Raw genomic sequence first — 25,399 nt, forward strand, 5'->3', positions numbered from 1 at the left:
TTCCGGCGGGTCGGTACGTCGTCAACCGCGCGGCTTGCCGAGCAGCGGCTTCAGTGCCGGCCACACGTTGTCGAGCAGAATGCCCTGCGCCTGCTGCGCGGGATGCATCTGGTCGGCCTGGAACATCTCGGGCCTGTTCTCGATGCCGGCCAGCAGGAACGGCACGAGCGGCACGCCGAGATCCTTCGACAGCCGCGTATAGACGGCGTGGAACTTCTGCGTGTAGTCGGGGCCGTAATTGGGCGGCACGTACATGCCGACCAGCACGACCTTCGCCTGTGCACGCCGTGCGCCGGCGATGATGTCGCGCAGGTTCTGCTCGGTCGTCGCGAGCGGCACGCCGCGCAGCGCATCGTTCGAACCGAGCTCGACGACGACGATCGAAGGCTTGAGCCGCTGCAGCACCGCGGGCAGCCGCGCGCGGCCGCCGCTCGTGGTGTCGCCGCTGACGCTGGCGTTCGCGACGCTATAATCGATTCGCTCGTTCGTGAGCCGCTGTCGCAGCAATGCAACCCAGCCCGTGTCGCGCGGCAGCCCGTATTCGGCCGACAGGCTGTCGCCGAGCACGACGATCACCGGCTGGCCCGATGTCGGGGCCGGCGCCGTCACGGCGCGTGCGGGTGCGGTTGCGGTTGCGGTCAGCAGGGTGCCCAGCAGCGCGGCGAGCGCCGCGCGTCTTTTCCAGCGAAATGTCGTGTCCATGTTCAAGATTACCGATCCGATCATCGAAGTCCATGACGTGTGCAAGCGGGTCGCCGACGCAACGGGCGAACTGACGATCCTCGACGGCATCACGCTCGCCGTGCGGCCGGGCAGCAGCCTCGCGATCGTCGGTGCGTCGGGGTCGGGCAAGTCGACGCTGCTCGGCCTGCTTGCAGGGTTGGACAGCGCGACGAGCGGCACGGTTCGCCTGCTCGGCCGCGCGCTCGACCAGCTCGACGAGGACGAGCGCGCCGCGCTGCGCAACGGTGCCGTCGGGTTCGTGTTCCAGTCGTTCCAGTTGATGCCGCACCTGACGGCGCTCGAAAACGTGATGCTGCCGCTCGAGCTGCGGGGCGGCATCAGCGCGCGCGAGGCGGCCGATCGCGCACGGGCGCTGCTGGTGCAGGTCGGTCTCGGCGAACGCACCGCGCATTATCCGAAGCTGCTGTCGGGCGGCGAGCAGCAGCGCGTCGCGCTCGCGCGCGCGTTCGTCACGCGCCCGGCGATCCTGTTTGCCGACGAGCCGACCGGCAGCCTCGATGCGGCGACGGGGCACGCGGTCATCGACCTGATGTTCGAACTGAACCGCACGCACGGCGCAACGCTCGTGCTCGTCACGCACGATGCCGAACTGGCGCGCCGCTGCGCGACGACGGTGACGCTCGACGCCGGGCACATCGTCGAGCCGCACGCGGCGCAGCGCGGCGCCTGAATTTTCCTGCCAGCCGCGCGGGGTGCAATGCGCGGCCGGCGTGCGCGTGACGCCTTCGCGTCAGCGCTTGAGCGCCGCGCGGGCGCGTTCGATCAGCGCCGTGGTCGACGAGTCGTGCTTCGCGGGATCGACCGACTCGGCCGACAGGTCGGCTTCGACGACCTTGCCGAGAATCTTGCCGAGCTCGACGCCCCACTGGTCGAACGGATTGATGTCCCACACCGTCGCCTGCACGAGCACCTTGTGCTCGTAAAGCGCGATCAGCGCGCCGAGCGTGCGCGGCGTCAGCGCATCGACGAGCAGCGTCGTCGTCGGGCGGTTGCCGGGGAACGTCAGGTGCGGCGCGAGCGCCTCTTTGCCCGGCCCGGCGACCTTGCGCGCTTCGTCGAGCGTACGGCCGAGCATCAGCGCCTCGCTCTGCGCGAAGCAGTTCGCGAGCAGTTTCGGATGATGGCTCGCGAGCGGATGCTCGGGCGTCAGCACCGCGATGAAGTCGATCGGCACGATCGTCGGCCCCTGGTGCAGCATCTGGAAGAACGCATGCTGGCCGTTGGTGCCCGGCTCGCCCCACGTGACAGCCGACGTCGGGTAATCGACGAAGGTGCCGTCCAGGCGCGCGGATTTGCCGTTGCTCTCCATTTCGAGCTGCTGCAGGTACGACGGCAGGTAGTGCAGCGCTTCCGAATACGGCGCGACGAGATAGCTCTGCGAGCCGAAGAAATTCCGGTACCAGATGCCGATCAGGCCGAGCAGCACCGGCAGGTTGCGCTCGAGCGGCGCTTCGCGGAAATGGCGGTCCATGTCGTCCGCGCCGGCCAGCAGCTCGTCGAACTGCTCGGGGCCGATCGCGATCATGATCGACAGGCCGACCGCCGACCACAGCGAATAGCGGCCGCCGACCCAGTCCCACATTTCGAACACGTTGTCCGCGGCGATGCCGAACTTCACGACTTCGGCCGGGTTCGCCGACACGCCGACGAAGTGCTTCGCGAGCGCGTCCTCGGGGCAGCCGCGTGCGACGAACCAGTCGCGCAGCGAGCGTGCGTTCGTCATCGTTTCGAGCGTCGTGAAGGTCTTCGACACGATGATCGCGAGCGTTTCCTCGGGATCGACCTGTTCGAGCACGCGCGCGAGATCGGCGCCGTCGACGTTCGACACGAAGTGGGTCGAGATGTCGGGCGTCGCGACGTGGTGCAGCGCATGCACGACCATCTTCGGCCCGAGATCGGAGCCGCCGATGCCGATGTTGATCACGTGGCGGATGCGCTTGCCCGTGTAGCCCGTCCACGTGCCGCTGCGCACGGCGCGCGCGAACGTCGCCATCTTCGCGCGCTCGGCGCTCACCTGCGCGTGGAACGGCGCTTGCGGGTCGGTCGCGCGCAACGCGGTGTGCAGCGCGGCGCGGCCTTCGGTCGCGTTGACGATCTCGCCCGCGAACATCGCGTCGCGGCGCGTTTCGACGCCCGCGTCGCGCGCGAGCTGCACGAGCAGGCGCAGCGTTTCGTCGTTGATGCGGTTCTTCGAGAAGTCGGCCGCGAGACCGCCGCCCGGGATCGTGAAGCGTTCGGCGCGGGTCGGCGCGCGGTCGTTTTCCGGTGCGAACCAATCGCGCAGCCGGGCGTGGCGGATCTGTTCGAAGTGGGATTGAAGGGCAGTCCAGGCGGGGAGCGAATTCAGCGTCATGGCGGTTCGAGTGAAGCGTGAATCGGGAGGAATGCCGCGCCGGCTCATCGGGATCGGCAGGCCGGCGGACGAGAGGGCCCGCCGTGCGGCGGGGCAGTCAGTATAGCGGCGTTATGTGTCGGCGCGCGGCGATGGATAAAAAAGGCGATTGATCAGCGTGCGCACCGTCGGTGCGAGTTCGCCGGCCGTGAGCCCGGCCGGGCCGGTGCCGTGCGCGGTCAGCGTGTCGGCCGCGAGGCCGTGCAGGTAGACGCCCGCGAGCGCCGCTTCGTACGGTGTGACTCGCTGTGCGAGCAGCGCGCCGATCAGGCCGCCGAGCACGTCGCCGGTGCCGCCGGTGGCGAGCGCCGCGTTGCCGGTCGGGTTGATCGTCACGCGGCCGTCGGGTGCTGCAATCACCGTGCCCGAGCCTTTCAGCACGACGATGGCTGCATGGCGAGCGGCGAGCGCCTGCGCCGCCGCGACGCGGTCGCGCTGCACCGTCGCCGTGTCGCTGCCGAGCAGCCGCGCGGCCTCGAGCGGGTGCGGGGTCAGCACGCAGGGATTGCCGCGGGCGCCGCGCGCGGCAACGGCGGCCGCGAGGTCCGCGTGCGTCGCGACGAGGTTCAGCGCGTCGGCATCGAGCAGCGTCGCGGCATCGTGGGCGAGCACGTCGCGCACGAGCGTTGCCGCGGCTTCGCGCATGCCGAGGCCGCAGCCGGCCGCGATCGCGGTCATCGCGCCGAGGTCGAGGCCGTCGGCCGGATGCAGCATCAGTTCGGGGAACGGCGGGTCGTACGGCGGCGCGCCGGCGCCGAGGAAGCCGACGTGCACCTTGCCGGCGCCCGCGAACAGCGCGGCGCGCGCGGCCAGGATCGGTGCGCCGCACATGCCGGTGTCGCCGCCGAGCACCGCGAGGCTGCCGAAGGTGCCCTTGTGGGAAGCGAACGCGCGCGCGGGCAGCGCCGCGGCGAATCGCGCGGGCGTGTTCAGCACGATGGCCGGCGCGGCGGGCGGCGCGACGTCGAGCGACGCGACGTCGATCTCGCCGGCGAGGTCGCGGCCGTCGCCCGTGTAGAGGCCCGGCTTCGCGCCGATGAAGGTGAGCGTATGCGTGGCCGTGACGGCGACGCCTGCGCCGACGATCCGGCCGGTATCGCTGTCGAGCCCGCTCGGCACGTCGAGCGCGAGCACGCGGCCGCCGCGCCGTGCATGCGCGGCAATGCGCGCGGCCTGTTCGGCGAACGCGCCGTCGAGCGCGCGGCCGAGACCGATGCCGAACAGCCCGTCGACGACCCATGCGTAACCGTCCAGCGACGCGGGCGGCGTGGCCGACAGCGGGACGCCGACCGCGCGCGCGAGGCCGAGCGCCCATTGCGCGTCGTCCGGCTTGACCGGCACCGGCATCCACGCCTGCGTCGCGATGCCGAGTTGCTGGAGCTGCGCGGCGGCGACCAACGCGTCGCCGCCGTTGTTGCCGGGGCCGACCGCGAACCATACGGGGCGGTCGTCGCCGGCGACGCGCTCGGACAGCCAGCGCGCGGCGGCGGCACCCGCACGGCCCATCAGTGTGTGCGGCGGCAGCGCCGCGGCCGCGTCGGCTTCGGCCGTGCGCAAGTCGGCGACGCGCAGCAGTGCGATTGGATCGGAATCGGGAAGCGGGCGGGTAGCGGTCATCGCGGGATCGTGGCGGCTGGCAAGGATGCCGCCACGGGACGGGCCCGCGGCGGTCAGGTCGTGAAGCGCTCGGCGCGCAGTGCGGCGAGCGTGTCGACGGGCCAATGCTGCACGTCGCCGCCGAGGTAGTCGGTCACCACTTTAGCAGACCCGCACGCGAGCCCCCAGCCGGTCGGGCCGTGCCCGAAATTGACGAACACGCGCGGATGCGGGGTCGGACCCACGACGGGCAGGCCGTCCGGCGACAGCAGTTGCGTGCCTTGCCACGACAGCGCGGCCGAGATCCTGGCGGCACCGGGCACCCAGTCGTGGACGGCCTGGCCGAGCAGCGCGAGCGCGGCCTCGGACAGCGGCTCGGCAAGCGGCTTCGCGGTGTCGGGCAGGCTCTGCAGCACGGCGCCGCCGCCGATGCGCAGCCGCTGGTGGGTGCGCGTGATCGAGATGCGCTTGATCGAATCGACGACGCTCAGGTGCGGCGCGTGCTCTTCGTACGCGACCGGCGCGGTGAGCGTGTGGACCCGCACCGGGTGCAGCGGCAGGCGCCAGCCGAGCCGTTCGAGCAGCGGCAGGCTGCCGGCGCCGGCGGCGACCACGATCGCGTCGGCGGAAATCACGTCGACCTCGTGCGCCTTCGCCGCGTTCCGCTGGCCGGACGGTACGAGTTCGATCGCGGCGCGGCCGGTGTCGACACGGATCGCGGCGACGTCCGCGCCGAAGCGGAACTGCACGCCGTGCTCGTCGAGCGTCTGCTTGACCAGTTTCGCGAACAGCGGGCAGTTTCCGGTGCGCTCGGTCTCGAGCAGCACGCCGCCGGCGAAGCCGGGCTCGGCCGGCACCGACGGTTCGAGCGCCGCGCATTCTTCGGCGCTCAGCATGCGGTACGGCTGGTCGAGCGTGCGCAGCAGGTCGAGCGCGGGCTGCATCGCTTCCCAGTCGCGCGGATCGCGCACGACGTGCAGGATGCCGGGCTTCTGTTCGAATTCGAGTTCGAGGCGTGCCTCGATGTCGGCGAGCGTGTCGCGCGACGCGTCGATCAGCGGGCGCAGCCGCGCGTACTGCGCGACGAACGCATCGGGCTCGCGCAGCGCGCCGAGCTGCTTGACGAAGCGGCGCACGCCGCCGTTGAAGCCCGGCTTGTAGACGATGCCGCTGTCGCGCGGCTGGCGCTGGCGCATGAAGGTCGGACCGAACCAGACGTCGAGCGGGCTCGGCAGCAGCGCGCCGCCGTCGCCGTAGGTCGCACCCTGCGCGACGGTCGCGTGGCGTTCGACCACGCATACGCGATGGCCGGCCGCGCGCAACTGGTAGGCGGTGGCGACGCCGCTGATTCCGCCGCCGATGACGATGACATCCATGGATTGCTTCGATGACGGGCGGCGCGCACGCCGCCCGGTGAGGATTCGCTGAGGGCCCGGGCCCGGTGAACCCGGAATGATAGCGCCAAAATCGCGGTAACCGGCGTCGCGCGAGCAGGTGCCATGCGGCCGCGCGGCGGCGCCGGCTGCCGTACCCGGGCGGGCCGGCCCGACGGGCGGCCGTGCACGGCGCGCGCCGCGGCACCGTCGCGGTGCACGCGGGCTGCCGATCGGCCGGTTTGGGGCGACCGACTTCCGGGTATAATTACGGCCTTCCTTTCGCCCCACGTCGCCACCTCGCGCGACTCATCGACGTCAGTCCAGCCCATGGCTCACTTCTCGTGTTTTCCCGGCGCTTCGGCCCTTTCCGATTTCCGTCAAACCCGTCTGCTCGACACGCTCAGGCAAATCGACGCCAACATCGTCGCGGTGCGCGGCCAGTTCCTGCACTTCGTCAATGCGGCCGAGCCGCTATCGGCCGACGACAGCGCGCGCATCGACGCGCTGATGCACTACGGCGCGCCGTTCGAGCCGGCGGCCGAGAAGGGCGCGGCCGAGACCTTCGTCGTGCTGCCGCGCTTCGGCACGGTCTCGCCGTGGGCGAGCAAGGCGACCGACATCGCGCAGCACTGCGGCCTCACGCAGGTGCGCCGCATCGAGCGCGGCGTCGAATTCACGGTCACGCTGAAGTCGGGGCTGCTCGGCGGCAAGAAGGCGCTGTCCGACGACGCGCGCGCGGCCGTCGCGGCCGCGCTGCATGACCGGATGACCGAAAGCGTGGTCGCCACGCGCGACGACGCGAAGCACCTGTTCGACGAACTGCCGGCCAAGCCGCTCGCGAGCGTCGACGTGCTGGGCGTCGGTCGCGGCGCGCTCGAGCGCGCGAACGTCGAGCTGGGCCTCGCGCTCGCCGACGACGAGATCGATTACCTGGTCGACGCATTCCGCAAGCTCGAACGCAATCCGACCGACGTCGAACTGATGATGTTCGCGCAGGCGAACAGCGAGCACTGCCGCCACAAGATCTTCAACGCGCAGTGGACGATCGACGGGCAAGCGCAGGACATGTCGCTGTTCGCGATGATCCGCAACACCGAGAAGCTGAACCCGCAGGGCACGATCGTCGCGTATTCCGACAACTCGTCGATCATGGTCGGCGCCGAGGCCGAGCGCTGGTTCCCGCGCAACGCGGGCGCGGCCGGCGAGCCCGGCGAGCGTTATGGCCGCCACACCGAGCTCACGCACACGCTGATGAAGGTCGAGACGCACAACCACCCGACGGCGATCTCGCCGTTCCCGGGTGCGGCGACCGGCGCGGGCGGCGAGATCCGCGACGAAGGCGCGACGGGCCGCGGCGCGCGTCCGAAGGCCGGACTCACGGGCTTCACCGTGTCGAACCTCGACCTGCCCGATGCACGCCAGCCGTGGGAAAACGCGCGCGATGCGGCGCAGCCGGTCGGCGAGCGCGACCCGAACGAGCAGCATGGCCCGTACGGCCGCCCGGACCGCATCGCGTCGCCGCTGCAGATCATGATCGACGGCCCGCTCGGCGGCGCCGCGTTCAACAATGAATTCGGCCGCCCGAACCTCGGCGGCTACTTCCGCGTGTACGAGCAGAACGTCGGCGGCCAAGTGCGCGGCTATCACAAGCCGATCATGATCGCGGGCGGCCTCGGCAACATCGCGGATCAACACACGCACAAGCACGACGTGCCGGCCGGCTCGCTGCTGATCCAGATCGGCGGCCCCGGCATGCGGATCGGCATGGGCGGCGGCGCCGCGAGCTCGATGGCGACCGGCGCGAACACGGCCGAGCTCGATTTCGACTCGGTGCAGCGCGGCAACCCCGAAATCGAGCGTCGCGCGCAGGAAGTGATCAACGGCTGCTGGCAGCTCGGCGCGGAAAACCCGATCCTGAGCATCCACGACGTCGGCGCGGGCGGCCTGTCGAATGCGTTCCCCGAAATCGTCGACGGCGCGGGCAAGGGCGCGCGCTTCGAACTGCGCAAGGTCGCGCTCGAGGAATCGGGCCTGTCGCCGCGCGAGATCTGGTCGAACGAGGCGCAGGAGCGCTACGTGCTCGCGATCGCGCCGGCCGACCTGCCGCGCTTCGAGGCAATCTGTGCGCGTGAGCGCTGCCCGTTCGCGGTGGTCGGTGTTGCAACCGACGAGCGCCAGCTGCAGCTCGTCGATGCCGAAGCGACGGGTGCCGACGAATATCCGGTCGACATGCCGATGGAAGTGCTGCTCGGCAAGCCGCCGCGCATGCACCGCGACGTCACGCGCGTGGCGACCGAGCGCGCGCCGGTCGACGTGACGGGCATCGTGCTGTCGGAAGTCGCGGTCGACGTGCTGAAGCACCCGACGGTCGGCAGCAAGTCGTTCCTGATCACGATCGGCGACCGGTCGGTCGGCGGCACGTCGGTGCGCGACCAGATGGTCGGCCCGTGGCAGGTGCCGGTGGCCGACTGCGCGGTCACCGCGCTCGACTATGCAGGCTTCAAGGGCGAGGCGATGACGATGGCCGAGCGCACGCCGCTCGCGGTGATCGACGCGCCGGCATCGGGCCGCATGGCCGTCGGCGAAGCGATCACGAACATCGCGAGCGCGCCGATCGCGTCGCTCGACAAGCTGAAGCTGTCGGCGAACTGGATGGCCGCGTGCGGCACGGCCGGCGAGGACGCCGCGCTGTTCGACACGGTCAAGGCGATCGGCATGGAGCTGTGCCCGGCGCTCGGGATCGGCATCCCGGTCGGCAAGGACTCGCTGTCGATGAAGACGAAGTGGGACGAGCAGGGCGTCGCGAAGGAAGTGGTCGCGCCGGTGTCGCTGATCATCTCCGCGTTCGCGCCGGTCGAGGACGTGCGGCTCCACCTGACGCCGCAACTGCGCCGCGTCGCCGACGCGGGCGACAGCGTGCTGATCGCGATCGATCTCGGCCGCGGCAAGAACCGGATGGGCGGCAGCATCTTCGCGCAGGTCACGCAGCAGGTCGGCGACACGACGCCGGACGTCGACGATGCGGAAGACCTGAAGCGCTTCTTCAACGCGATCCAGTCGCTCAATGCGCAGGGCAAGCTGCTCGCGTACCACGACCGCTCGGACGGCGGCCTGTGGGCGACGGTGTGCGAAATGGCGTTCGCGGGCCACGCGGGCGTGTCGCTGAACGTCGACATGCTGACGCTCGACCCGCATCACGAATCCGACTACGGCGACGCGAAGGACTGGGCGAAGCAGACGAGCGGCCGCCGCGACGATCGCACGCTGCGCGCGCTGTTCTCCGAGGAGCTCGGTGCCGTCGTGCAGGTGCGCACGGCCGACCGCGACGCGGTGCTCGGCGCGCTGCGTGAATTCGGCCTGTCGACGTGCTCGCACGTGATCGGCTCGGTCAACGATCGCGACGTGATCGAGGTGTACCGCGACGCGAAGAAGATCTTCGATGCGCCGCGCACCGAACTCCACCGTGCATGGGGCGAAGTGAGCTGGCGCATCGCGCGCCTGCGCGACAACCCCGCATGCGCGGATGCCGAATACGACGCGCTGCTCGACGCGGCCGATCCGGGCATCTCGCCGGTGCTGAGCTTCGATCCGGCCGACGACATCGCCGCGCCGTTCATCGCGACCGGCGCGCGGCCGCGCGTCGCGATCCTGCGCGAGCAGGGCGTGAACTCGCATCTGGAAACGGCCTACGCGTTCGACCGCGCGGGCTTCGACGCGCACGACGTGCACATGAGCGACCTGCTCGCGGGCCGCGCGACGCTCGCCGATTTCGCGGGTGCGGTCGCGTGCGGCGGCTTCTCGTACGGCGACGTGCTCGGTGCGGGCGAAGGCTGGGCGAAGACGATCCGTTTCAACGCGAACCTGGCCGACATGTTCTCGGCGTTCTTCGCGCGTCCGGACACGTTCGCGCTCGGCATCTGCAACGGCTGCCAGATGCTGTCGAGCCTCGCGTCGATGATTCCGGGTGCGGAAGCGTGGCCGAAGTTCACGCGCAACAAGTCCGAGCAGTTCGAGGCGCGCTTCTCGTTCGTCGAAGTGGAGAAGTCGCCGTCGATCTTCTTCACGGGGATGGAAGGCTCGCGGATTCCGGTCGCGGTCGCGCACGGCGAAGGTTATGCGGACTTCTCGCAGCAGGGCGACATCGACCGCGTTGCAGTCGCGATGCGTTACGTCGACCACCGCGGCGAAGCGACCGAGCGCTATCCGTTCAACCCGAACGGCTCGCCGGCCGGCATCACGTCGGTGACGACGGCCGACGGCCGCTTCTCGGTGCTGATGCCGCACATGGAGCGCGTGCACCGGACGGTCGCGATGAGCTGGCACCCGGAAGGCTGGGGTGAAGCGAGCCCGTGGATGCGCGTGTTCCGCAACGCGCGCCGCTGGATCGGCTGATCCGGATGAGGTTCGACCCGAATGCGCCGGTCGAGGTCGTCACGCTGCGCGACGAGCGCGCGAGCGAGGCCGACGCGATCGGCCGTGTGATCGTCGCGGCGTTCGCGGGCGAACCGCAGGGCGGGCAGTTCGAGCGGCGAATCGTCGACGCGCTGCGCGCGGACGGTGCGCTGAGCGTGTCGCTCGTCGCGGAGCGCGACGGCCGCATCATCGGCCACGTCGCGTTCTCGCCAGTCGCGATCGGCGGCGAGCCGGCGGATCGACAGCAATGGTACGGGCTTGCGCCGCTCGCGGTGCTGCCCGACTGCCAGCGGCAGAGCATCGGCGCCGGGCTCGTGCGCGCGGGGCTCGACGCGTTGCGCCGGCTCGGCGCGCGCGGCTGCGTCGTGCTCGGCGATCCCGCGTACTACGCGCGCTTCGGGTTCGAGCCGTCCGGCGACATCGTGTTTCCCGACGTGCCGCCCGAGTATTTCCTCGCGTTGCCGTTCGATGCAGCGGCGCCGTTGCCGTCGGGCGAAGTGCGCTATCACGACGCGCTCCATCCCGCGTAGCGAACGCTGCGGCGCGGGTGATGTCCGGCACGAGAGGCCGCTCTTCGGAGCGGCCTTTTTATCGCGCGTCGACTGACTGCCGGAGCCCCACGATGCATGCGCTCCGGCGCGCCAAATGAAAAAGCCGCTCCGAAGAGCGGCTTTCCGATGCACGGGCGACGGGCGCCTGCGTTACTGGATCTTTGCCTGCTGGCGCAGACCTTCCTCGAACGCCTGCAGCTTCTGCTGCACGAGCTGTTGCGCGATCTGCGCCTTCACCTGGTCGAACGGCGGCGGCGCGATGTCGCGGACGTCGTCGACGCGGATGATGTGCCAGCCGAACTGCGTCTTCACCGGCGCGTCGGTCATCTGGCCTTTCTGCAGCTTCTGCGCGGCCGCCGAGAATTCCGGCACGTACGCCTTCGGGTCGGACCAGTCGAGATCGCCGCCGTTCTTGCCCGAACCCGGATCCTTCGAGTATTGCTTCGCGAGATCCTCGAACTTCGCGCCGGCCTTGATCTTCGCGATCAGATCCTTGGCCTGCTGCTCGCTGTCGACGAGGATGTGGTGCAGATGATATTCGCGGTTGCCGCCGGCGCCCTTGACGAGTTCGTCGTAGCGCGCCTTCACTTCTGCGTCGGTCGGCTGGTTCTTCTTCAGGAAGCTCTCGATCATCGAACGCAGCACGACGGTCTGTTGCGCGACGGCGACCTGCGCCTTCACGTCCGGACGGTTCGGGATGCCTTCGCGGATCGCTTCCTGCATCAGGATTTCGCGGTTCACGAGTTCCTGGCGCACGGCCTGCTGCAGTTGCGGGCTGTCGGTCTGGCCTTGCTGGACGAGCTGGGCAACCATCGCGTCCGCGCGCGACTTCGGAATCGGCGTGCCGTTGACGACGGCGATGTTCTGGGCAAATGCCGGTGCCGCTGCGAAAGCAGCCGCCGCGACCCACAGGCGAGGGGATTTCAGGATCATCGGGAATTCCTAATGAGACTAGATTGAAGATTCGTTGAATTCTTCGGGCGTGTAAGCCACGATCGCGAGCGCGTGAATGCCGCGCTGCATCGCATCAGCGAGCGCATCATACACCAGCCGGTGCCGCGCGACGCGCGGCTTGCCCGCGAATGCGGCCGACACGATCGTGACCGTGTAGTGGCCGCCCGAGGCCGCGCCGGCGTGGCCCGCGTGCTGCGCGCTATCGTCGCGCACGGCGAGCGACACGGGGGCGAGCGACGCGGTGAGGCGTGCCTCGATCAGCGCGATGCGTTCGTCGGGCGACGCGTGGAGAAAGGCGTCCGTCATGTCATTCGTCCTTCAGGTATTTCGTGAGCCACAGGCTCTGCAGGATGATGAACACGACCATCGCGCCCGTCGTGCCGAACAGCTTGAAGTTCACCCATTGCGATTCGGTGAAATTGTGCACCACGTACAGGTTCGCGACGCCGAGCACCGCGAAGAACAGCGCCCACGCGACGTTCAGCTTGTCCCACACGGGGTGCGGCAGCGTGAGCTGCTTGCCCATCATCTTCTCGATCAGGTTGTTGCCGAACGCATAGCGCGCGGCAAGCAGCCCGACCGCAAACAGCCAGTACAGCACAGTCGGTTTCCATTGAATGAATTTCTCGTCATGCAGGACGAGGGTGGCGCCGCCGAAGACGACGATCACGCCGAGGCTGACCCACAGCATCGTGTCGACCTTCCGGTGCCGGAAGGCGACCCACGCGACCTGGGCCAGCGTCGCGACGATCGCGACGGCGGTGGCGGTGAAGATGCCCCAGACCTTGAAGGCGACAAAAAACAGGATGATCGGAAACAGATCGAACAGGAATTTCATGGCGCTCGCAGCTGCGTGAAACGCCGCGTGCGCGGCCTTTCACCGTTGTAGGGACCCGCCAGGCACCGCCGTCGCGGATCGGGGCGGCCAGCCCGAGAGCAGGCCGCCCGGCGAAGGTCGCCCCCAAAGGGCCGTCTCGCCGATCCGCCCGGCGCCGCTCATTCGTTTTCGGGTCGGGACTCGAAGTTTAACGCAGCCGAATTGATGCAGTACCGCAAACCGGTCTTGTCGCGCGGGCCGTCCTCGAAGACGTGGCCGAGATGCGCGCCGCAATGGTTGCAGCGGACCTCGACGCGCACCATGCCGTGCGAGTAGTCGACCTTCTCGTCGATCACCTCGCCGTTGAGCGGCTTGAAGTAGCTGGGCCAGCCGCAGCCCGAATGGAACTTGGAACCGGATTCGAACAGCGGCGTGCTGCAGACGACGCATTTGTAGATGCCGGCGTCTTCGGTGTCGGTGTATTCGCCGGTGAAGGCGCGCTCGGTCGCCGCATGCTGCGTGACCTCGTACTGCATCGGCGTGAGCCGGCGGCGCAACTCGGCGTCGTCCTTCTCGTACGGGAAGGTCTTGTCGTCGGAATCGTGGGACATGTGGGGTTCTCCTGATCGGTCGGTCGATACGCGCGGGTCGGGTACTTCAGGACGAGCAGCTCACTTCGAGCGACCCGGCCCAGTCGGGCGGCAACGCCGCGTACGCGTCATGCTCCGGTTGTTCGTCGAACGGCCGGCGCAGGATCTGCGCGAGCCGCTCGATCTCCGAAAAATCCTTTTCTTTCGCGCGCCGGATCGCGACTTCGGCCAGATGGTTGCGCAATACGTATTTCGGGTTCACGCGGTTCATCGCGGCCGCACGTGCCGCATCGTCGCGCGTTTCCTCGGACAGCCGCGCGCGATAGAGGTTCGCCCAGGCGTCGAATGCGTCGCGGTCGATGAACAGGTCGCGCACGGGCGCGTCGCGGCTCGCGTCGTGCTTCGACAGTTGCGCGAGGCGGCGGAACGTCAGCGTGAAATCAGCATGGCTCGCATGCATCGTCTCGAGCAGCTTGTTCGCGAGTTCGGCATCGTTCTCGCGCTCGACCTCGAGGCCGAGCTTCGCGCGCATCGCGCGTTCGAGCGCCGGGCCGAAGCGTTCCGGAAACTTCGCGAGCACGGCCTGCGCGTCGTCCACCGCGCGCTCGGCGCGCGCATCGTCATCGGCGATGCCGTGCTGCAACCCGATCAGCGGCAGCAGCGCCTGCGCGAGGCAATAGCAGTTCCAGTGCGCGATGCGCGGCTGCATCCGGTATGCGTAGCGGCCGCTGTTGTCGGAGTGGTTGCAGATATGGTTCGCGTCGAACGCGTCGACGAAGCCGAACGGGCCGTAGTCGATCGTCACGCCGAGGATCGACATGTTGTCGGTGTTCATCACGCCGTGGCAGAAGCCGACGGCCTGCCACTGCGCGACGAGGTCGGCCGTGCGCAGTGTCGCGGCTTCGAGCAGCGCGAGGTACGGATCGTCCGCGTTTCGGCAATCCGGATAGAAACGGTCGATCACGTGATCGGCGAGCTGGCGCAGCAGGTCGGGGCGATCGTTCGAGAAGAAATGCTCGAAGTGGCCGAAGCGCACGAAGCTTTCCGACACGCGCGTGACGACGGCCGACGTCTCGATCTCCTCGCGGACCACCGGCTGGTCGGAGCCGATCACCGTCAGCGCGCGCGTGGTCGGGATGCCGAGGTGATGCATCGCTTCCGAGCACAGGAATTCGCGGATCGACGAGCGCAGCACCGCGCGGCCGTCGCCCATCCGCGAGTACGGCGTGCGGCCGCTGCCTTTCAGTTGCAGCTCGTAGCGGCGGCCATCGGTGCCGGTGCGCTCGCCGATCGTCAGCGCGCGGCCGTCGCCGAGCTGGCCGGCCCACACGCCGAACTGGTGGCCGGAATACACCGATGCGTACGGCATCGCGGTTGCGGGCCAGTCGCGTGTCGGGTTGCCGGCGAACAGTTCGGCGAAGCCGGGCTGCGCGGCGAGCGACGCAGGCAGGTCGAGCAGTTGCGCGACTTCGTCGGAAAAGCCGACGACGTACGGCGCGGCAAGCGGCGCGGCCGGCAGCCGCGTATGAAACGCGTCGCCGAGCTGGACGAACGCGCCTTCGGCGGGTGCGCCGAGCGTGGCGGCGAGGTCGGGCAAGGTGTCAGCCGGATCGGCTGCGCTTCGGGAAAACGACATGTTGAGCGCCTCTGGGTAAGCCGATATTGTAAGGCGGCGCCGCGCCGCCCGCATGGCGGCCCGCGCACCGTGCGCCGCGCCCGTCCGGGCCGCTGACGGGCGCGCGCCGGTTCGAGGCCGGTCACCGATTCGCGTCCTTCCGGGAGAACAAGACGATGGGTAAGCCGTTGCTGGGCCAGATGATGGACATGCCGTTGCTCGTGTCCTCGCTGATCGCGCATGCCGCGCGTCACGCGGGCGACACCGAGATCGTGTCGAAGCGCATCGAGGGCGATGTGCATCGCTACACGTACCGCGATTGCGAACGCCGCGCGAAGCAGCTCGCGCAGGCGCTCGCACGGCTCGGCGTCGAAACCGGCGACCGCGTCGGCACGCTGGCGTGGAACGGCTACCGGCATCTGGAGGCGTATTACGGGATCGGCGGGATGGGTGCCGTATGCCACACGATCAACCCGCGCCTCTTCCCCGAGCAGATCGCGTACATCGTCAATCACGCGGAAGACCGCTACGTCCTGTTCGACGTCAATTTCGCGCCGCTCGTCGACGCGATCGCGCCGCAATGCCCGCACGTGAAGGGCTGGGTCGCGATGACGGACGCCGCGCACCTGCCATCCTGCGCGACGCCGTTGCTCTGCTACGAAACGCTCGTCGAAGCGGAGGACGGCCGCTACGACTGGCCGCGCCTCGACGAGCAGCAGGCATCGTGGCTCTGCTACACGTCGGGCACGACCGGCAATCCGAAGGGCGTCCTGTATTCGCACCGCTCGACGGTGTTGCACGCGTACGGCGCGGCGCTGCCCGACGCGATGAACCTGTCCGCGATGGATGCGGTGCTGCCCGTCGTGCCGATGTTCCACGTCAACGCGTGGGGGCTGCCGTACTCGGTGCCGCTCACGGGCGGCAAGCTGGTGCTGCCGGGCAAGGACCTCGACGGGAAATCGCTGTACGAGCTGATGGAAGCCGAGCGCGTGACGTTCTCCGCGGGCGTGCCGACCGTGTGGCTCGGCCTGCTGAACTACATGCGCGAAGCCGGCGTGCGCTTCTCGACGCTGAACCGCACGGTGATCGGCGGCTCCGCGTGCCCGCCCGCGATGCTGCGCACGTTCGAGGACGAATACGGCGTGCGCGTGATCCATGCATGGGGGATGACCGAACTGTCGCCGCTCGGCACGCTCGCGAAGCTCAACTGGGCGCAGTCGCAGCGGCCGCTCGACGCGCAGCGCCGGCTGCTCGAGAAGCAGGGACGCGTGATCTGCGGCGTCGACATGCGCATCGTCGGCGAGGACGGCGCCGAGCTGCCGTGGGACGGCGTCGCGTTCGGCGAACTGCAGGTGCGCGGGCCGTGGGTGATCGATCACTACTTTCGCGGCGACGCGTCGCCGCTGTCGGGCGGCTGGTTTCCGACCGGCGACGTCGCGACGATCGACCCCGACGGCTTCCTGCAGATCACCGACCGCAGCAAGGACGTGATCAAGTCGGGCGGCGAGTGGATCAGCTCGATCGACATCGAGAACGTCGCGATCGCGCACCCGGGCGTGGCCGAAGCCGCGTGCATCGCATGCGCGCACCCGAAGTGGACCGAGCGCCCGCTGCTGGTCGTGGTGCCGCGCGAAGGCGCGAACCTGAGCCGCGACGCGCTGCTCGCGTTCTATGAAGGCAAGGTCGCGAAATGGTGGATCCCCGACGACGTCGTGTTCGTCGAATCGCTGCCGCATACCGCGACCGGCAAGCTGCAGAAGCTGAAGCTGCGCGAGACGTTCCGCGATTACGTGTTGCCGACGGCGGTGTGCGAGCCATAAGGAGCCGCAAGGCGCCATAAGGCCAGGCAGGCCCGGGCCGGCGACGGCCCGCGATCCGGTCGCCCGATCCGTCCCTCGGTCGGGATACAAATTCAAATTGAACGACCGTGCTTTTTCGTTGTATGCTGCCTCCGTTCGATCCGGACATGCGGCCGTTCGACCGCGCACAATGAAGCGCAGCCACCCCGGCGCGCGATGCATGGAGGCAGGCAGATGGCAGTGGATTACTCGACTCGCGACGGCGTGGCCGTCCTTACGCTCAACAATCCGCCCGTCAACGGGCTCGGCCTGTCGACCCGGCAGGGCGTCATGGACGCGCTCGATCGCGCCGCGCAGGACCCGTCGGTCACGGCCATCGTGCTGACCGGCGCGGGCCGCGCGTTCTCGGGCGGCGCCGACATCACCGAATTCAATACGCCGAAGGCGCTGCAGGAGCCGACGCTGCACACCGTGATCCGCGCGGTGGAGGCGAGCGCGAAGCCCGTCGTCGCGGCGCTGCACAGCGTCGTGATGGGCGGCGGCCTCGAGCTCGCGCTCGGCGCGCACTACCGCGTCGCGGCGCCCGGCGCGCAGGTCGCGCTGCCCGAAGTGAAGCTCGGCCTGCTGCCGGGCGCGGGCGGCACGCAGCGCCTGCCGCGCGCGGTCGGGCTCGAAACCGCACTGAACATGATCGTGTCGGGCGCGCCCGTGCCGTCCGAGCAGCTCGCGAAGAGCGGGCTGTTCGACGAGATGGCCGACGGCGACCTGCTCGACGCGGCCGTCGCGTTCGCGCGCAAAGTCGGTGCGCAGAAGGGGCCGCATCCGCGTGTGCGCGACCGCAAGATCGTCCACGAGAACGCCGCGGGCTTCATCCAGTTCGCGCGCAATTCCGCGCGGGCCGCGGCGCCGAACTTCCCCGCGCCGCACAAATGCATCGACGCGATCGAGGCCGGCGTGCTGAACGGCTTCGACAAGGGCAGCGTCGCCGAGCGCGAGGGTTTCGTCGCGCTGATGATGACGCCGGAAAGCCGCGCGCTGCGCCATGCGTTCTTCGGCGAGCGTGCGGCGAGCAAGATTCCCGACGTGCCGGCCGATACGCCGCTGCGCGAGATCCGTCGCGTCGGCGTGATCGGCGCGGGCACGATGGGCGGCGGGATCGCGATGAACTTCGTCAACGCGGGGCTGCCCGTCACGCTGCTCGAGACGAAACAGGAAGCGCTCGAGCGCGGCGTCGCGACGATCCGCAAGAACTACGACGCGCAGGTGAAGAAGGGCAAGCTCACGCAGGAGAAGCTCGACGCGCGCATGGCGCTGATCGTGCCGACGCTGTCCTACGACGACCTGAAGGATGCCGACCTGATCGTCGAGGCCGTGTTCGAGGAACTCGGCGTGAAGGAGCAGGTGTTCAGGAAGCTCGACGAAGTCGCGAAGCCGGGCGCGATCCTCGCGTCGAACACGTCGACGCTCGACGTCGACAGGATCGCGGCGTTCACGAAGCGTCCGCAGGACGTCGTCGGCATGCACTTCTTCAGCCCGGCGAACGTGATGAAGCTGCTCGAGGTCGTGCGCGGCGCGCAGACCGCGAAGGACGTGCTCGCGACCGTGATGGCCGTCGCGAAGAAGATCCGCAAGACGGCGGTCGTGTCGGGCGTGTGCGACGGCTTCATCGGCAACCGGATGATCGAGCAGTACATCCGCCAGGCGCTCTTCATGCTCGAGGAAGGCGCGCTGCCCGCGCAGGTGGATCGCGCGATCGAGAAGTTCGGTTTCGCGATGGGGCCGTTCCGGATGAGCGACCTCGCCGGCAACGACATCGGCTGGGCGATCCGCAAGCGTCGCTACGTCGAGAAGCCGGATCTCCAGTACTCGAAGATCGCCGACCGCCTGTGCGAGCAGGGCCGCTTCGGTCAGAAGACCGGCGCCGGCTGGTACGACTACGTGCCGGGCGATCGCAAGGCGAAGCCGTCGTCGCTGGTCGACGAGATGGTCGTCGCGTATTCGAAGGAGCGCGGCGTCGAGCGGCGCAAGATCGGCGACGACGAGATCGTCGAGCGGCTGGTGTTCGCGCTCGTCAACGAAGGCGCGAAGATCCTCGAAGAGAAGATCGCATCGAAGGCGTCCGACATCGACATGGTCTACCTGACCGGCTATGGCTTTCCGCTGTGGCGCGGCGGCCCGATGCTGTACGCGGACATGGTCGGCCTCTACAACGTCGAGCGCGCGATTCGCCGCTATGCGGCCGCGCCGAACGGCGACGCATGGCAGCTCGCGCCGTCGATCGTGGAGCTCGCGAAGGCCGGCCGCGGGTTCAACGGCTGACGATATCGCGCGGCGGCGCAACCGATTTCCGCAGGAGAAACGCAATGAAACGCACCGACGACGTACTGCTCGTGATCGACGTGCAATACGACTTCATGCCGGGCGGCGCGCTCGCGGTGCCGGACGGCGACGCGGTCGTGCCGGTGATCAACGCGCTCGCGCGACGCTTCGATCAGGTCGTGCTGACGCAGGACTGGCACCCGCGCGAGCACGTGTCGTTCGCGGCGAACCATCCGGGGCGCGAGCCGTTCTCGACGCTCGCGCTGCCGTACGGCGAGCAGGTGCTGTGGCCCGCGCACTGCGTGCAGGGCACCGACGGCGCGGCGCTGCATCGCGACCTCGACATCCCGCAGGCGCGGCTCGTGATCCGCAAGGGCGGCGACGCGCAGATCGACAGCTATTCCGCGTTCGTCGAGGCCGACCGCACGACCCGCACGGGGCTTGCGGGTTATCTGCGCGAACTCGGCGCGAAGCGCGTGTGGTGCTGCGGGCTCGCGACCGACTATTGCGTCGCGTGGTCGGCGCTCGATGCGCGCGCGGCCGGTTTCGAAGCCGCGGTGATCAACGACGCGTGCCGCGCGATCGACCTGAACGGGTCGCTCGCGCACGCATGGCAGCAGATGCAGGCAGCGGGCGTCGCACATGTGACGTCCGCGGGCGCGCGCCCGGCGGCGTAGCGCATTCCCCCATCCGATTCAGGACATGAAGCAGGACCGAAGGAGACTCGCATGACCGAAGCCGTAATCGTATCGACCGCACGCACGCCGCTCGCGAAATCCTGGCGCGGCGCCTTCAACATGACGCACGGCGCGACGCTCGGCGGCCATGTGGTCGCGGCCGCGCTCGAACGCGCGAAGCTCGACCCCGCGCGCGTCGAGGACGTGATCATGGGCTGCGCGAACCCCGAAGGCGCGACCGGCGCGAACATCGCGCGGCAGATCGCGCTGCGCGCGGGGCTGCCGGTGACCGTGCCGGGGATGATGGTGAACCGTTTCTGCTCGTCGGGGCTGCAGACCATCGCGCTGGCCGCGCAGCGGATCATCGCGGGCGAAGGCGACGTATATGTCGCGGGCGGTGTCGAATCGATCTCGTGCGTGCAGAACGAGATGAACCGGCACATGGTCCAGGAGGGCTGGCTGGTCGAGCACAAGCCCGAGATCTACTGGAACATGCTGCAGACGGCCGAGAACGTCGCGAAGCGCTACGGAATCTCGAAGGAGCGGCAGGACGAGTACGGCGTGCAGTCGCAACTGCGGGCCGCGGCCGCCCAGGAAGCCGGTCGTTTTCGCGACGAGATCGTGCCGATCACCGTGCTCGCGGGTATCGCCGACAAGGCGACGGGCCGCCTGTTCACGAAGGAAGTGACCGTATCGGCCGACGAAGGCATCCGTCCCGACACGACGCTCGAAGGCGTGTCGAAGATCCGTTCGGCCGTGCCGGGCGGCGTGATCACCGCCGGCAACGCGAGCCAGTTCTCGGACGGCGCGTCGGCGTGCGTCGTGATGAGCGCCGCTGCCGCGCAGCGCGAAGGGCTGCAGCCGCTGGGCGTGTTCCGCGGCTTCGCGGTGGCCGGCTGCGAACCGGACGAGATGGGCATCGGCCCCGTGTTCGCGGTGCCCAAGCTGCTGAAGCAGGCGGGGCTGAAGGTTGGCGACATCGGCCTGTGGGAACTGAACGAGGCGTTCGCGGTGCAGGTGCTGTATTGCCGCGACACGCTCGGGATTCCCGAGGATCGTCTGAACGTGAACGGCGGTGCGATCGCCGTCGGCCATCCGTACGGCGTGTCGGGCGCCCGCCTGACGGGCCATGCGCTGATCGAAGGCAAGCGCCGAGGCGTGAAATACGTGGTTGTCACGATGTGCATCGGCGGCGGGCAGGGCGCGGCGGGCCTGTTCGAAATTATCTGATTTTTGGCTGGTGGCGGCCGCGGTTTCGCTTCGGCGAGGCCAGCGGCCGCGATGCGACGCGAATCGGCGCGGCAGGATTGCCATTCGAAACGATCGGGAGGCAAAAAGCGTGCTCCCGGCAATGCCGTTTCCCCTTACTTGTCAAACGAATTGCCCCACCTATACTTGCTCTGACATTTGCCTTTCGGCACGACGGGCCGGATCGTACGTCGCGCGATATGTGCCGCGAAGGTTGAACCAACGCAGCAGACCGACCGGGGACCGAATGAGTACGACCTATGCAGCCGGGGAACCGCCGCGCGTCGTCAGCGCGGCCGCGAGGCTTTACGCGAAATGCCTGCTGGTCGGATTCGCGTTGCTGCCTGCCTATCTGATTGCCTATCTGTGGTTTTTCGGCGACCCGCGCGTCGTGTTCGAGAACCACGCGTTCCATGAAATCGCGATTGCGGCGGCGACCCTCGAGGGCGCGTTCGTCACCTACGTGACGTGGGTGTGCTACCGGTCGTCCGGCGAGCCGCTGCTGCGCTGGCTGACGCTCGGCTTTCTCGGCTTCGCGATGATCTATTCGCTGCACGGTGCATTCACCGGGATGGCGCACCACAATATCTGGTTGTTCCTGCTGTATGGGCCCGCGTCGCGGCTCGTGATGTCGATCCTGCTGCTCACGGGCCTGATGTCGTATTCGCGTCCGCCCGATCGCGTCGAGAAGCGCACGAGCGTGCGGACGTGGCTGCCGTGGATCATGTTCTTCGTGATCGTCAACGTGGCCGTTGCGTACATCGCGTATTCGCCGGTCGCGGGCGCGCTGGGCACGCGGCTGTCGATGGAGGGCGGCGCGCTCGTGTTCTCGCTGCTGAACGTCGGCGTGCTGCTCGCGCGGCGAATCCGCTCGCCGCTGATGGTGATCTACGGCATGTCGATCATGGCGTTCGCGCTGTCGTCGCTCGCATTCATTCTCGGCAAGCCGTGGAACCACATGTGGTGGCTCGCGCATGCGATCTTCGCGGGCGGCTTCTTCCTGCTCAGCTACGGCGTCGTGCAGGCGCTGCAGACGACGCGCTCGTTCTCGGCGATCTACAGCCAGGAAGACCTGATGAGCCGGCTGTCGGAGTCGATGGCGCGCGCCGAGAGCGCGCTGCAGGAACTGCGGCGCACGAACCAGAAGCTCGAGTACATGGCCGCGACCGATCCGATGACGGGCGCATCGAATCGCCGGCAGTTCATCGCGCAGGTCGAGCGCGAGATGGTGCGGGCCGAGCGCGACGGCACGCCGTTTTGCCTGCTCGCGCTCGATCTCGACAATTTCAAGAACATCAACGATGCGTACGGGCACCAGATCGGCGACGAGGTGCTGCGCGGCGTCGTACGCCAGTGCCTCGAGGCGATCCGGCCGGCGGGCGGCCTCGCGCGAGTCGGCGGCGAGGAGTTCATGGCGCTGCTGCCGGAGATGCCGCTCGAGGGCGCGCGGATGACGGCCGAGCGCGTGCGCTCGTCGATCGCGAGTGCGCCGTTCGGGCTGGACTTCAAGCGCGTGCAGGTGACGGTCAGCGTCGGCGTCGCGCAATACGGGGTCGACGGCAGTACGGTCGATGCGCTGCTGCGCGTGGTCGACGAGCGGCTGTACCAGGCGAAGCGGGAAGGGCGGAACCGGGTCGTGTCGCGGTAACGCCCGGGCGAGCGGGGCGAGTCGCGCACGGCTCGTCGAAATCGGCCGCCTACGACGCGAGCAGCGGCGGAATCGCCGCCAGCACCGCATCGATCGCCACCCTCAGCTTGCGCGGCAGGAACCGCGTCGCGGGCCACACCACATGCATCGGCGTGCCGGCCGACGGCACGTGTTCCAGCACGCGCACCAGCGCCCCCGTGCGATGCGCTATCGCGACGCGACGGCCGCCGCGTTGCCGGTCGGCTGCGTGTCCTGCATCCGCTGCGACGCCTGCCACCAGTACTTGCCCGCGCGCTGCTGCGGATCGCGGATCGCGAGATACGTCGTACTCCAGAGCTGCGCCGCGTTGGCTTCGGTCGCGTCCGCGCTGCGCGTGCCGAATGCATCGGTCCGGTACTGGCCGTTCACATAGGACCATGTCCACATCTCCGACGTGCGCATGTCGCGCCCGTTCGAGATCACCTGCCAGATCGTCTGCCGCGCCTGCGCGAGCAACGCACGGGTTGCGGCCGACAGGTCCTGGCGCGCGAGCTGGCGATCGAGCCCGGCCACCCACATCGCCTGCTGCCACGACCAGATCACCGTGCCGTGGTATGCGGAGCTCGTGAACTTCGGCCACAGCGACTGGTTCGCATACGCCGGGTTCGCGATCAGCATCCCGGCATCGGTTACGAGCCCGGTCGGGAACGGCCGCGTGACGTCGGCGACGATCCGCTGGAGTTCATCGTCCGGCGGCGTGCCGAACAGCAGTGCGAAGCCGCCGTCGGAATTCATCACCGGAACCGGGTTGCCCTGCTGATCGAGCGACAGCGCGTAGAACGACAGCGGTGCGCTCGGCGCGGCACCGGCCGGCACGCCGGCGGACGGCGCATAGGCGGACACGTCGGTGGCTGCCTGCGCGGCCGGCACGCTGACCTGGAACAGCGGCGGCGCCAACGTTTCCCACGCGGCGGCCTGGTTCGCCGTGTTGGCGAGCGTCGCGCGCTGCCCGGCATCCAGGTACGGATCGAGCAGGCCGCGCGCGAGGAACGCATTCGCCGCGCGCAACGCGGCCGGCACGAGCACCGCGTTCACGTCGTACGGGTAGACGCCGCCGCCGAGCCCGTCGGTGCTGTCGCGCCAGTTGCCGACGATCTCTCCGGGCCGCAGGTGGATCAGGTTCGCGACCGACGGCTGCTGCGCGAACGGCTGCGCGGTCGTCGCGACGTGCAGCAAGTTGACGACCAGGCGGCTGCCGTTGGTCTGCCCGTCGCTGCCGCGCTGCGCCAGATAGGTGGCCGCGCGGGCCTGGCCGCGAGTATCGTCGATCAGCCACGCGGCCGCGATCGGCGCGAGCAGGTAGTCGCTGTCGATCATCTTGTAGTCGTAGGTCGGCGTCGGATCGTTCGGCCGCCCGTTCTTCTGGTTGTCGACCAGCGCGAATTCGCCGATGCCTTCCTCATGCGCGACCTTGCCGTCCACCGACAGGCGGTTCAGCACCGACGACAAACCGGCCTCGATCGCCGCCGGTTCGAGCACGGGCATCAGCATGCGGACCGAGATCAGCGTGTCGCGGCCGAAGTACGTGTCGTACTGCCACGAGCCGGCCAGCAGCTTGTCGTGGAAGCTCAGGAATTCGAGCACGTTCTGGCTGACCGGATCGGGGTTCACGGACGGCGCGAGCAAATCGGCGCGCGTGATCGGCGACAGCGGCGTTTCGCCCGACAGCGCGTCGACATGCAGCTTCAGCGTGTGCGAGCCTGCCGGTGCGCGCAGCACGAGCTTGCCGCCCGCTGCCGGCGCGATGCTGCCGCCGTCGCGCAGCGTGATGCGCAGCGCATAGCCGGGCGCGCCGTCGATCCGGTCGCGCTGCCATTGCGCTGCGCTGCCCTGGATCGTCGGCGCCGTGACGATCTGCTGCGGAATCGTTGCGCCGCCGTTGAAGTCGCGCAGGAAGCGCACGTTGCTGAGCACGCCCTGGCGGATCGTCAGCGTGTCGGTGTCCACCGACACGTCGGCGCCGATGCCGTACAGCGGGCGGCCGTGCGTGTCGGGGGCCGATAGCGCGGACGGTTGCGTGTCGAGGCTCCAGTTCACCGGCTGTGCGGTGTCGTCGAACCACAGCCCAGTGCCGCTGTTGCCGGCGGGGAAGACCACGAGCAGGCGTGGTTTCGTCGACGAGCGCGCCAGCAGGTGCGCGGCGACCTTGTCCTGCCGGTAGAACGCATTGATCTGGCCACCGGTGTCCATGCGGAACGACAACGCGGCGTTGTGCGACGGTGCGTCGCTCGACCGGATGTCGTCGTCGTTACAGGCCGCGAGCAGGCCGGCGCAGACGAACCCGAGACACAGCGACTTCGCAAGGCGATGCATGTTGATGTCCCTCCTGATGACTGGCGATTTTTATCGGAATGGCCGAATGAACGGATCTTCAGTCCGTTTCGTTCAGTGCTGCGGGCATTCGGGCGAATCCCTGGAATTAATCGAGATGTGATGCTTCTACGACGAGCGAATTGCGCGGAAAATAAGCAAATGATCGATCAGTGTCGAAAACGGAAATGGCAGAGGGCGTCGCCCCGGCGCGGCACGGGAAAAGGCTCAGGGGTGGCCTTCGCGCGAGCGAATGGCGACTCGTATCCGGCGGAAGAAAATGAAACGTAAGCCGTCGTAGGGGATTCTAA

Annotated in this window: 19 protein-coding genes; 8 read left to right on the plus strand and 11 right to left on the minus strand. The window is 68.8% G+C overall.

Going from position 1 to position 25,399, the window contains the following annotated elements:
- Nucleotides 1-21: 21 nt before the first annotated feature.
- The gene (locus ACNQQL_RS09575) at nucleotides 22-702 is read right to left on the minus strand and encodes an arylesterase (protein WP_347063975.1); all 681 of its coding nucleotides are present in this window, start codon (nucleotides 700-702) and stop codon (nucleotides 22-24) included.
- Here ACNQQL_RS09575 and ACNQQL_RS09580 point away from each other — a divergent pair.
- Complete coding sequence (locus ACNQQL_RS09580; RefSeq protein WP_072437152.1) at nucleotides 701-1,414, plus strand: ABC transporter ATP-binding protein; 714 nt, start codon at nucleotides 701-703, stop codon at nucleotides 1,412-1,414. The two genes, ACNQQL_RS09575 and ACNQQL_RS09580, sit on opposite strands and share 2 nt — an antisense overlap.
- 60 nt (nucleotides 1,415-1,474) lie before the next feature.
- On the opposite strand, the gene pgi is transcribed toward ACNQQL_RS09580, so the two are convergent.
- The 3 genes from pgi to ACNQQL_RS09595 all read right to left on the minus strand — a co-directional run bounded on the left by pgi (nucleotide 1,475) and on the right by ACNQQL_RS09595 (nucleotide 6,108).
- Nucleotides 1,475-3,097, minus strand: a complete 1,623-nt coding sequence (gene pgi, locus ACNQQL_RS09585; protein WP_347063976.1) for a glucose-6-phosphate isomerase — start codon at nucleotides 3,095-3,097, stop codon at nucleotides 1,475-1,477.
- A 111-nt stretch (nucleotides 3,098-3,208) separates the two neighbouring features.
- Nucleotides 3,209-4,753, minus strand: a complete 1,545-nt coding sequence (locus ACNQQL_RS09590; RefSeq protein ID WP_347063977.1) for an NAD(P)H-hydrate dehydratase — start codon at nucleotides 4,751-4,753, stop codon at nucleotides 3,209-3,211.
- A 53-nt stretch (nucleotides 4,754-4,806) separates the two neighbouring features.
- Nucleotides 4,807-6,108, minus strand: a complete 1,302-nt coding sequence (locus ACNQQL_RS09595) for an FAD-dependent oxidoreductase (RefSeq protein ID WP_347063978.1) — start codon at nucleotides 6,106-6,108, stop codon at nucleotides 4,807-4,809.
- Nucleotides 6,109-6,435: 327 nt separating this feature from the next.
- On the opposite strand from ACNQQL_RS09595, the gene purL reads away from it, so the two are divergent.
- Complete coding sequence (purL, locus tag ACNQQL_RS09600) at nucleotides 6,436-10,500, plus strand: phosphoribosylformylglycinamidine synthase (protein ID WP_347063979.1); 4,065 nt, start codon at nucleotides 6,436-6,438, stop codon at nucleotides 10,498-10,500.
- 5 nt (nucleotides 10,501-10,505) lie between these two features.
- Nucleotides 10,506-11,051, plus strand: coding sequence for an N-acetyltransferase (locus ACNQQL_RS09605; RefSeq protein WP_347063980.1), 546 nt, complete (start codon nucleotides 10,506-10,508; stop codon nucleotides 11,049-11,051).
- Between the two features lie 171 nt (nucleotides 11,052-11,222).
- Here ACNQQL_RS09605 and ACNQQL_RS09610 read toward each other — a convergent pair whose 3' ends face one another.
- From ACNQQL_RS09610 to ACNQQL_RS09630, 5 genes are all read right to left on the minus strand, one after another.
- Nucleotides 11,223-12,005 carry a peptidylprolyl isomerase gene (locus ACNQQL_RS09610; RefSeq protein ID WP_175960995.1) on the minus strand — a complete coding sequence of 261 codons (783 nt, stop codon included), beginning with the start codon at nucleotides 12,003-12,005 and terminating at the stop codon, nucleotides 11,223-11,225.
- An 18-nt stretch (nucleotides 12,006-12,023) separates the two neighbouring features.
- The gene (locus tag ACNQQL_RS09615) at nucleotides 12,024-12,332 is read right to left on the minus strand and encodes a BolA family protein (protein ID WP_047900921.1); all 309 of its coding nucleotides are present in this window, start codon (nucleotides 12,330-12,332) and stop codon (nucleotides 12,024-12,026) included.
- Nucleotide 12,333: 1 nt separating this feature from the next.
- Complete coding sequence (locus ACNQQL_RS09620; protein ID WP_034181202.1) at nucleotides 12,334-12,864, minus strand: septation protein A; 531 nt, start codon at nucleotides 12,862-12,864, stop codon at nucleotides 12,334-12,336.
- A 158-nt stretch (nucleotides 12,865-13,022) separates the two neighbouring features.
- The gene (gene msrB / locus ACNQQL_RS09625; protein WP_072437159.1) at nucleotides 13,023-13,454 is read right to left on the minus strand and encodes a peptide-methionine (R)-S-oxide reductase MsrB; all 432 of its coding nucleotides are present in this window, start codon (nucleotides 13,452-13,454) and stop codon (nucleotides 13,023-13,025) included.
- Nucleotides 13,455-13,500: 46 nt separating this feature from the next.
- Nucleotides 13,501-15,069 (minus strand): protein adenylyltransferase SelO, encoded by a 1,569-nt coding sequence (locus tag ACNQQL_RS09630; RefSeq protein ID WP_204423591.1) that lies wholly within the window; start codon nucleotides 15,067-15,069, stop codon nucleotides 13,501-13,503.
- Nucleotides 15,070-15,224: 155 nt separating this feature from the next.
- On the opposite strand from ACNQQL_RS09630, the gene ACNQQL_RS09635 reads away from it, so the two are divergent.
- The 5 genes from ACNQQL_RS09635 (at nucleotide 15,225) to ACNQQL_RS09655 (ending at nucleotide 22,739) form a co-directional block, all read left to right on the plus strand.
- The gene (locus ACNQQL_RS09635) at nucleotides 15,225-16,868 is read left to right on the plus strand and encodes a 3-(methylthio)propionyl-CoA ligase (RefSeq protein ID WP_347063981.1); all 1,644 of its coding nucleotides are present in this window, start codon (nucleotides 15,225-15,227) and stop codon (nucleotides 16,866-16,868) included.
- 213 nt (nucleotides 16,869-17,081) lie between these two features.
- A complete protein-coding gene (locus ACNQQL_RS09640) occupies nucleotides 17,082-19,166 on the plus strand; it encodes a 3-hydroxyacyl-CoA dehydrogenase NAD-binding domain-containing protein (RefSeq protein ID WP_347063982.1) in 2,085 nt (694 codons plus the stop codon).
- A gap of 44 nt (nucleotides 19,167-19,210) precedes the next feature.
- Nucleotides 19,211-19,843, plus strand: a complete 633-nt coding sequence (pncA, locus tag ACNQQL_RS09645) for a bifunctional nicotinamidase/pyrazinamidase (RefSeq protein WP_347063983.1) — start codon at nucleotides 19,211-19,213, stop codon at nucleotides 19,841-19,843.
- A 51-nt stretch (nucleotides 19,844-19,894) separates the two neighbouring features.
- On the plus strand, nucleotides 19,895-21,073 hold the full coding sequence (locus ACNQQL_RS09650; protein ID WP_347063984.1) for an acetyl-CoA C-acyltransferase: 1,179 nt from the start codon (nucleotides 19,895-19,897) through the stop codon (nucleotides 21,071-21,073).
- Nucleotides 21,074-21,338: 265 nt separating this feature from the next.
- Nucleotides 21,339-22,739, plus strand: coding sequence for a GGDEF domain-containing protein (locus ACNQQL_RS09655; RefSeq protein ID WP_204423580.1), 1,401 nt, complete (start codon nucleotides 21,339-21,341; stop codon nucleotides 22,737-22,739).
- Between the two features lie 49 nt (nucleotides 22,740-22,788).
- Here ACNQQL_RS09655 and ACNQQL_RS09660 read toward each other — a convergent pair whose 3' ends face one another.
- The gene (locus ACNQQL_RS09660; RefSeq protein WP_347063985.1) at nucleotides 22,789-22,926 is read right to left on the minus strand and encodes a hypothetical protein; all 138 of its coding nucleotides are present in this window, start codon (nucleotides 22,924-22,926) and stop codon (nucleotides 22,789-22,791) included.
- Between the two features lie 20 nt (nucleotides 22,927-22,946).
- A complete protein-coding gene (locus tag ACNQQL_RS09665) occupies nucleotides 22,947-25,091 on the minus strand; it encodes a hypothetical protein (protein ID WP_347063986.1) in 2,145 nt (714 codons plus the stop codon).
- Nucleotides 25,092-25,399 lie beyond the last annotated feature (308 nt).

This window comes from Burkholderia sp. LFS061, from assembly GCF_047978125.1.
Classification (GTDB): Bacteria; Pseudomonadota; Gammaproteobacteria; order Burkholderiales; family Burkholderiaceae; genus Burkholderia; species Burkholderia pyrrocinia_C.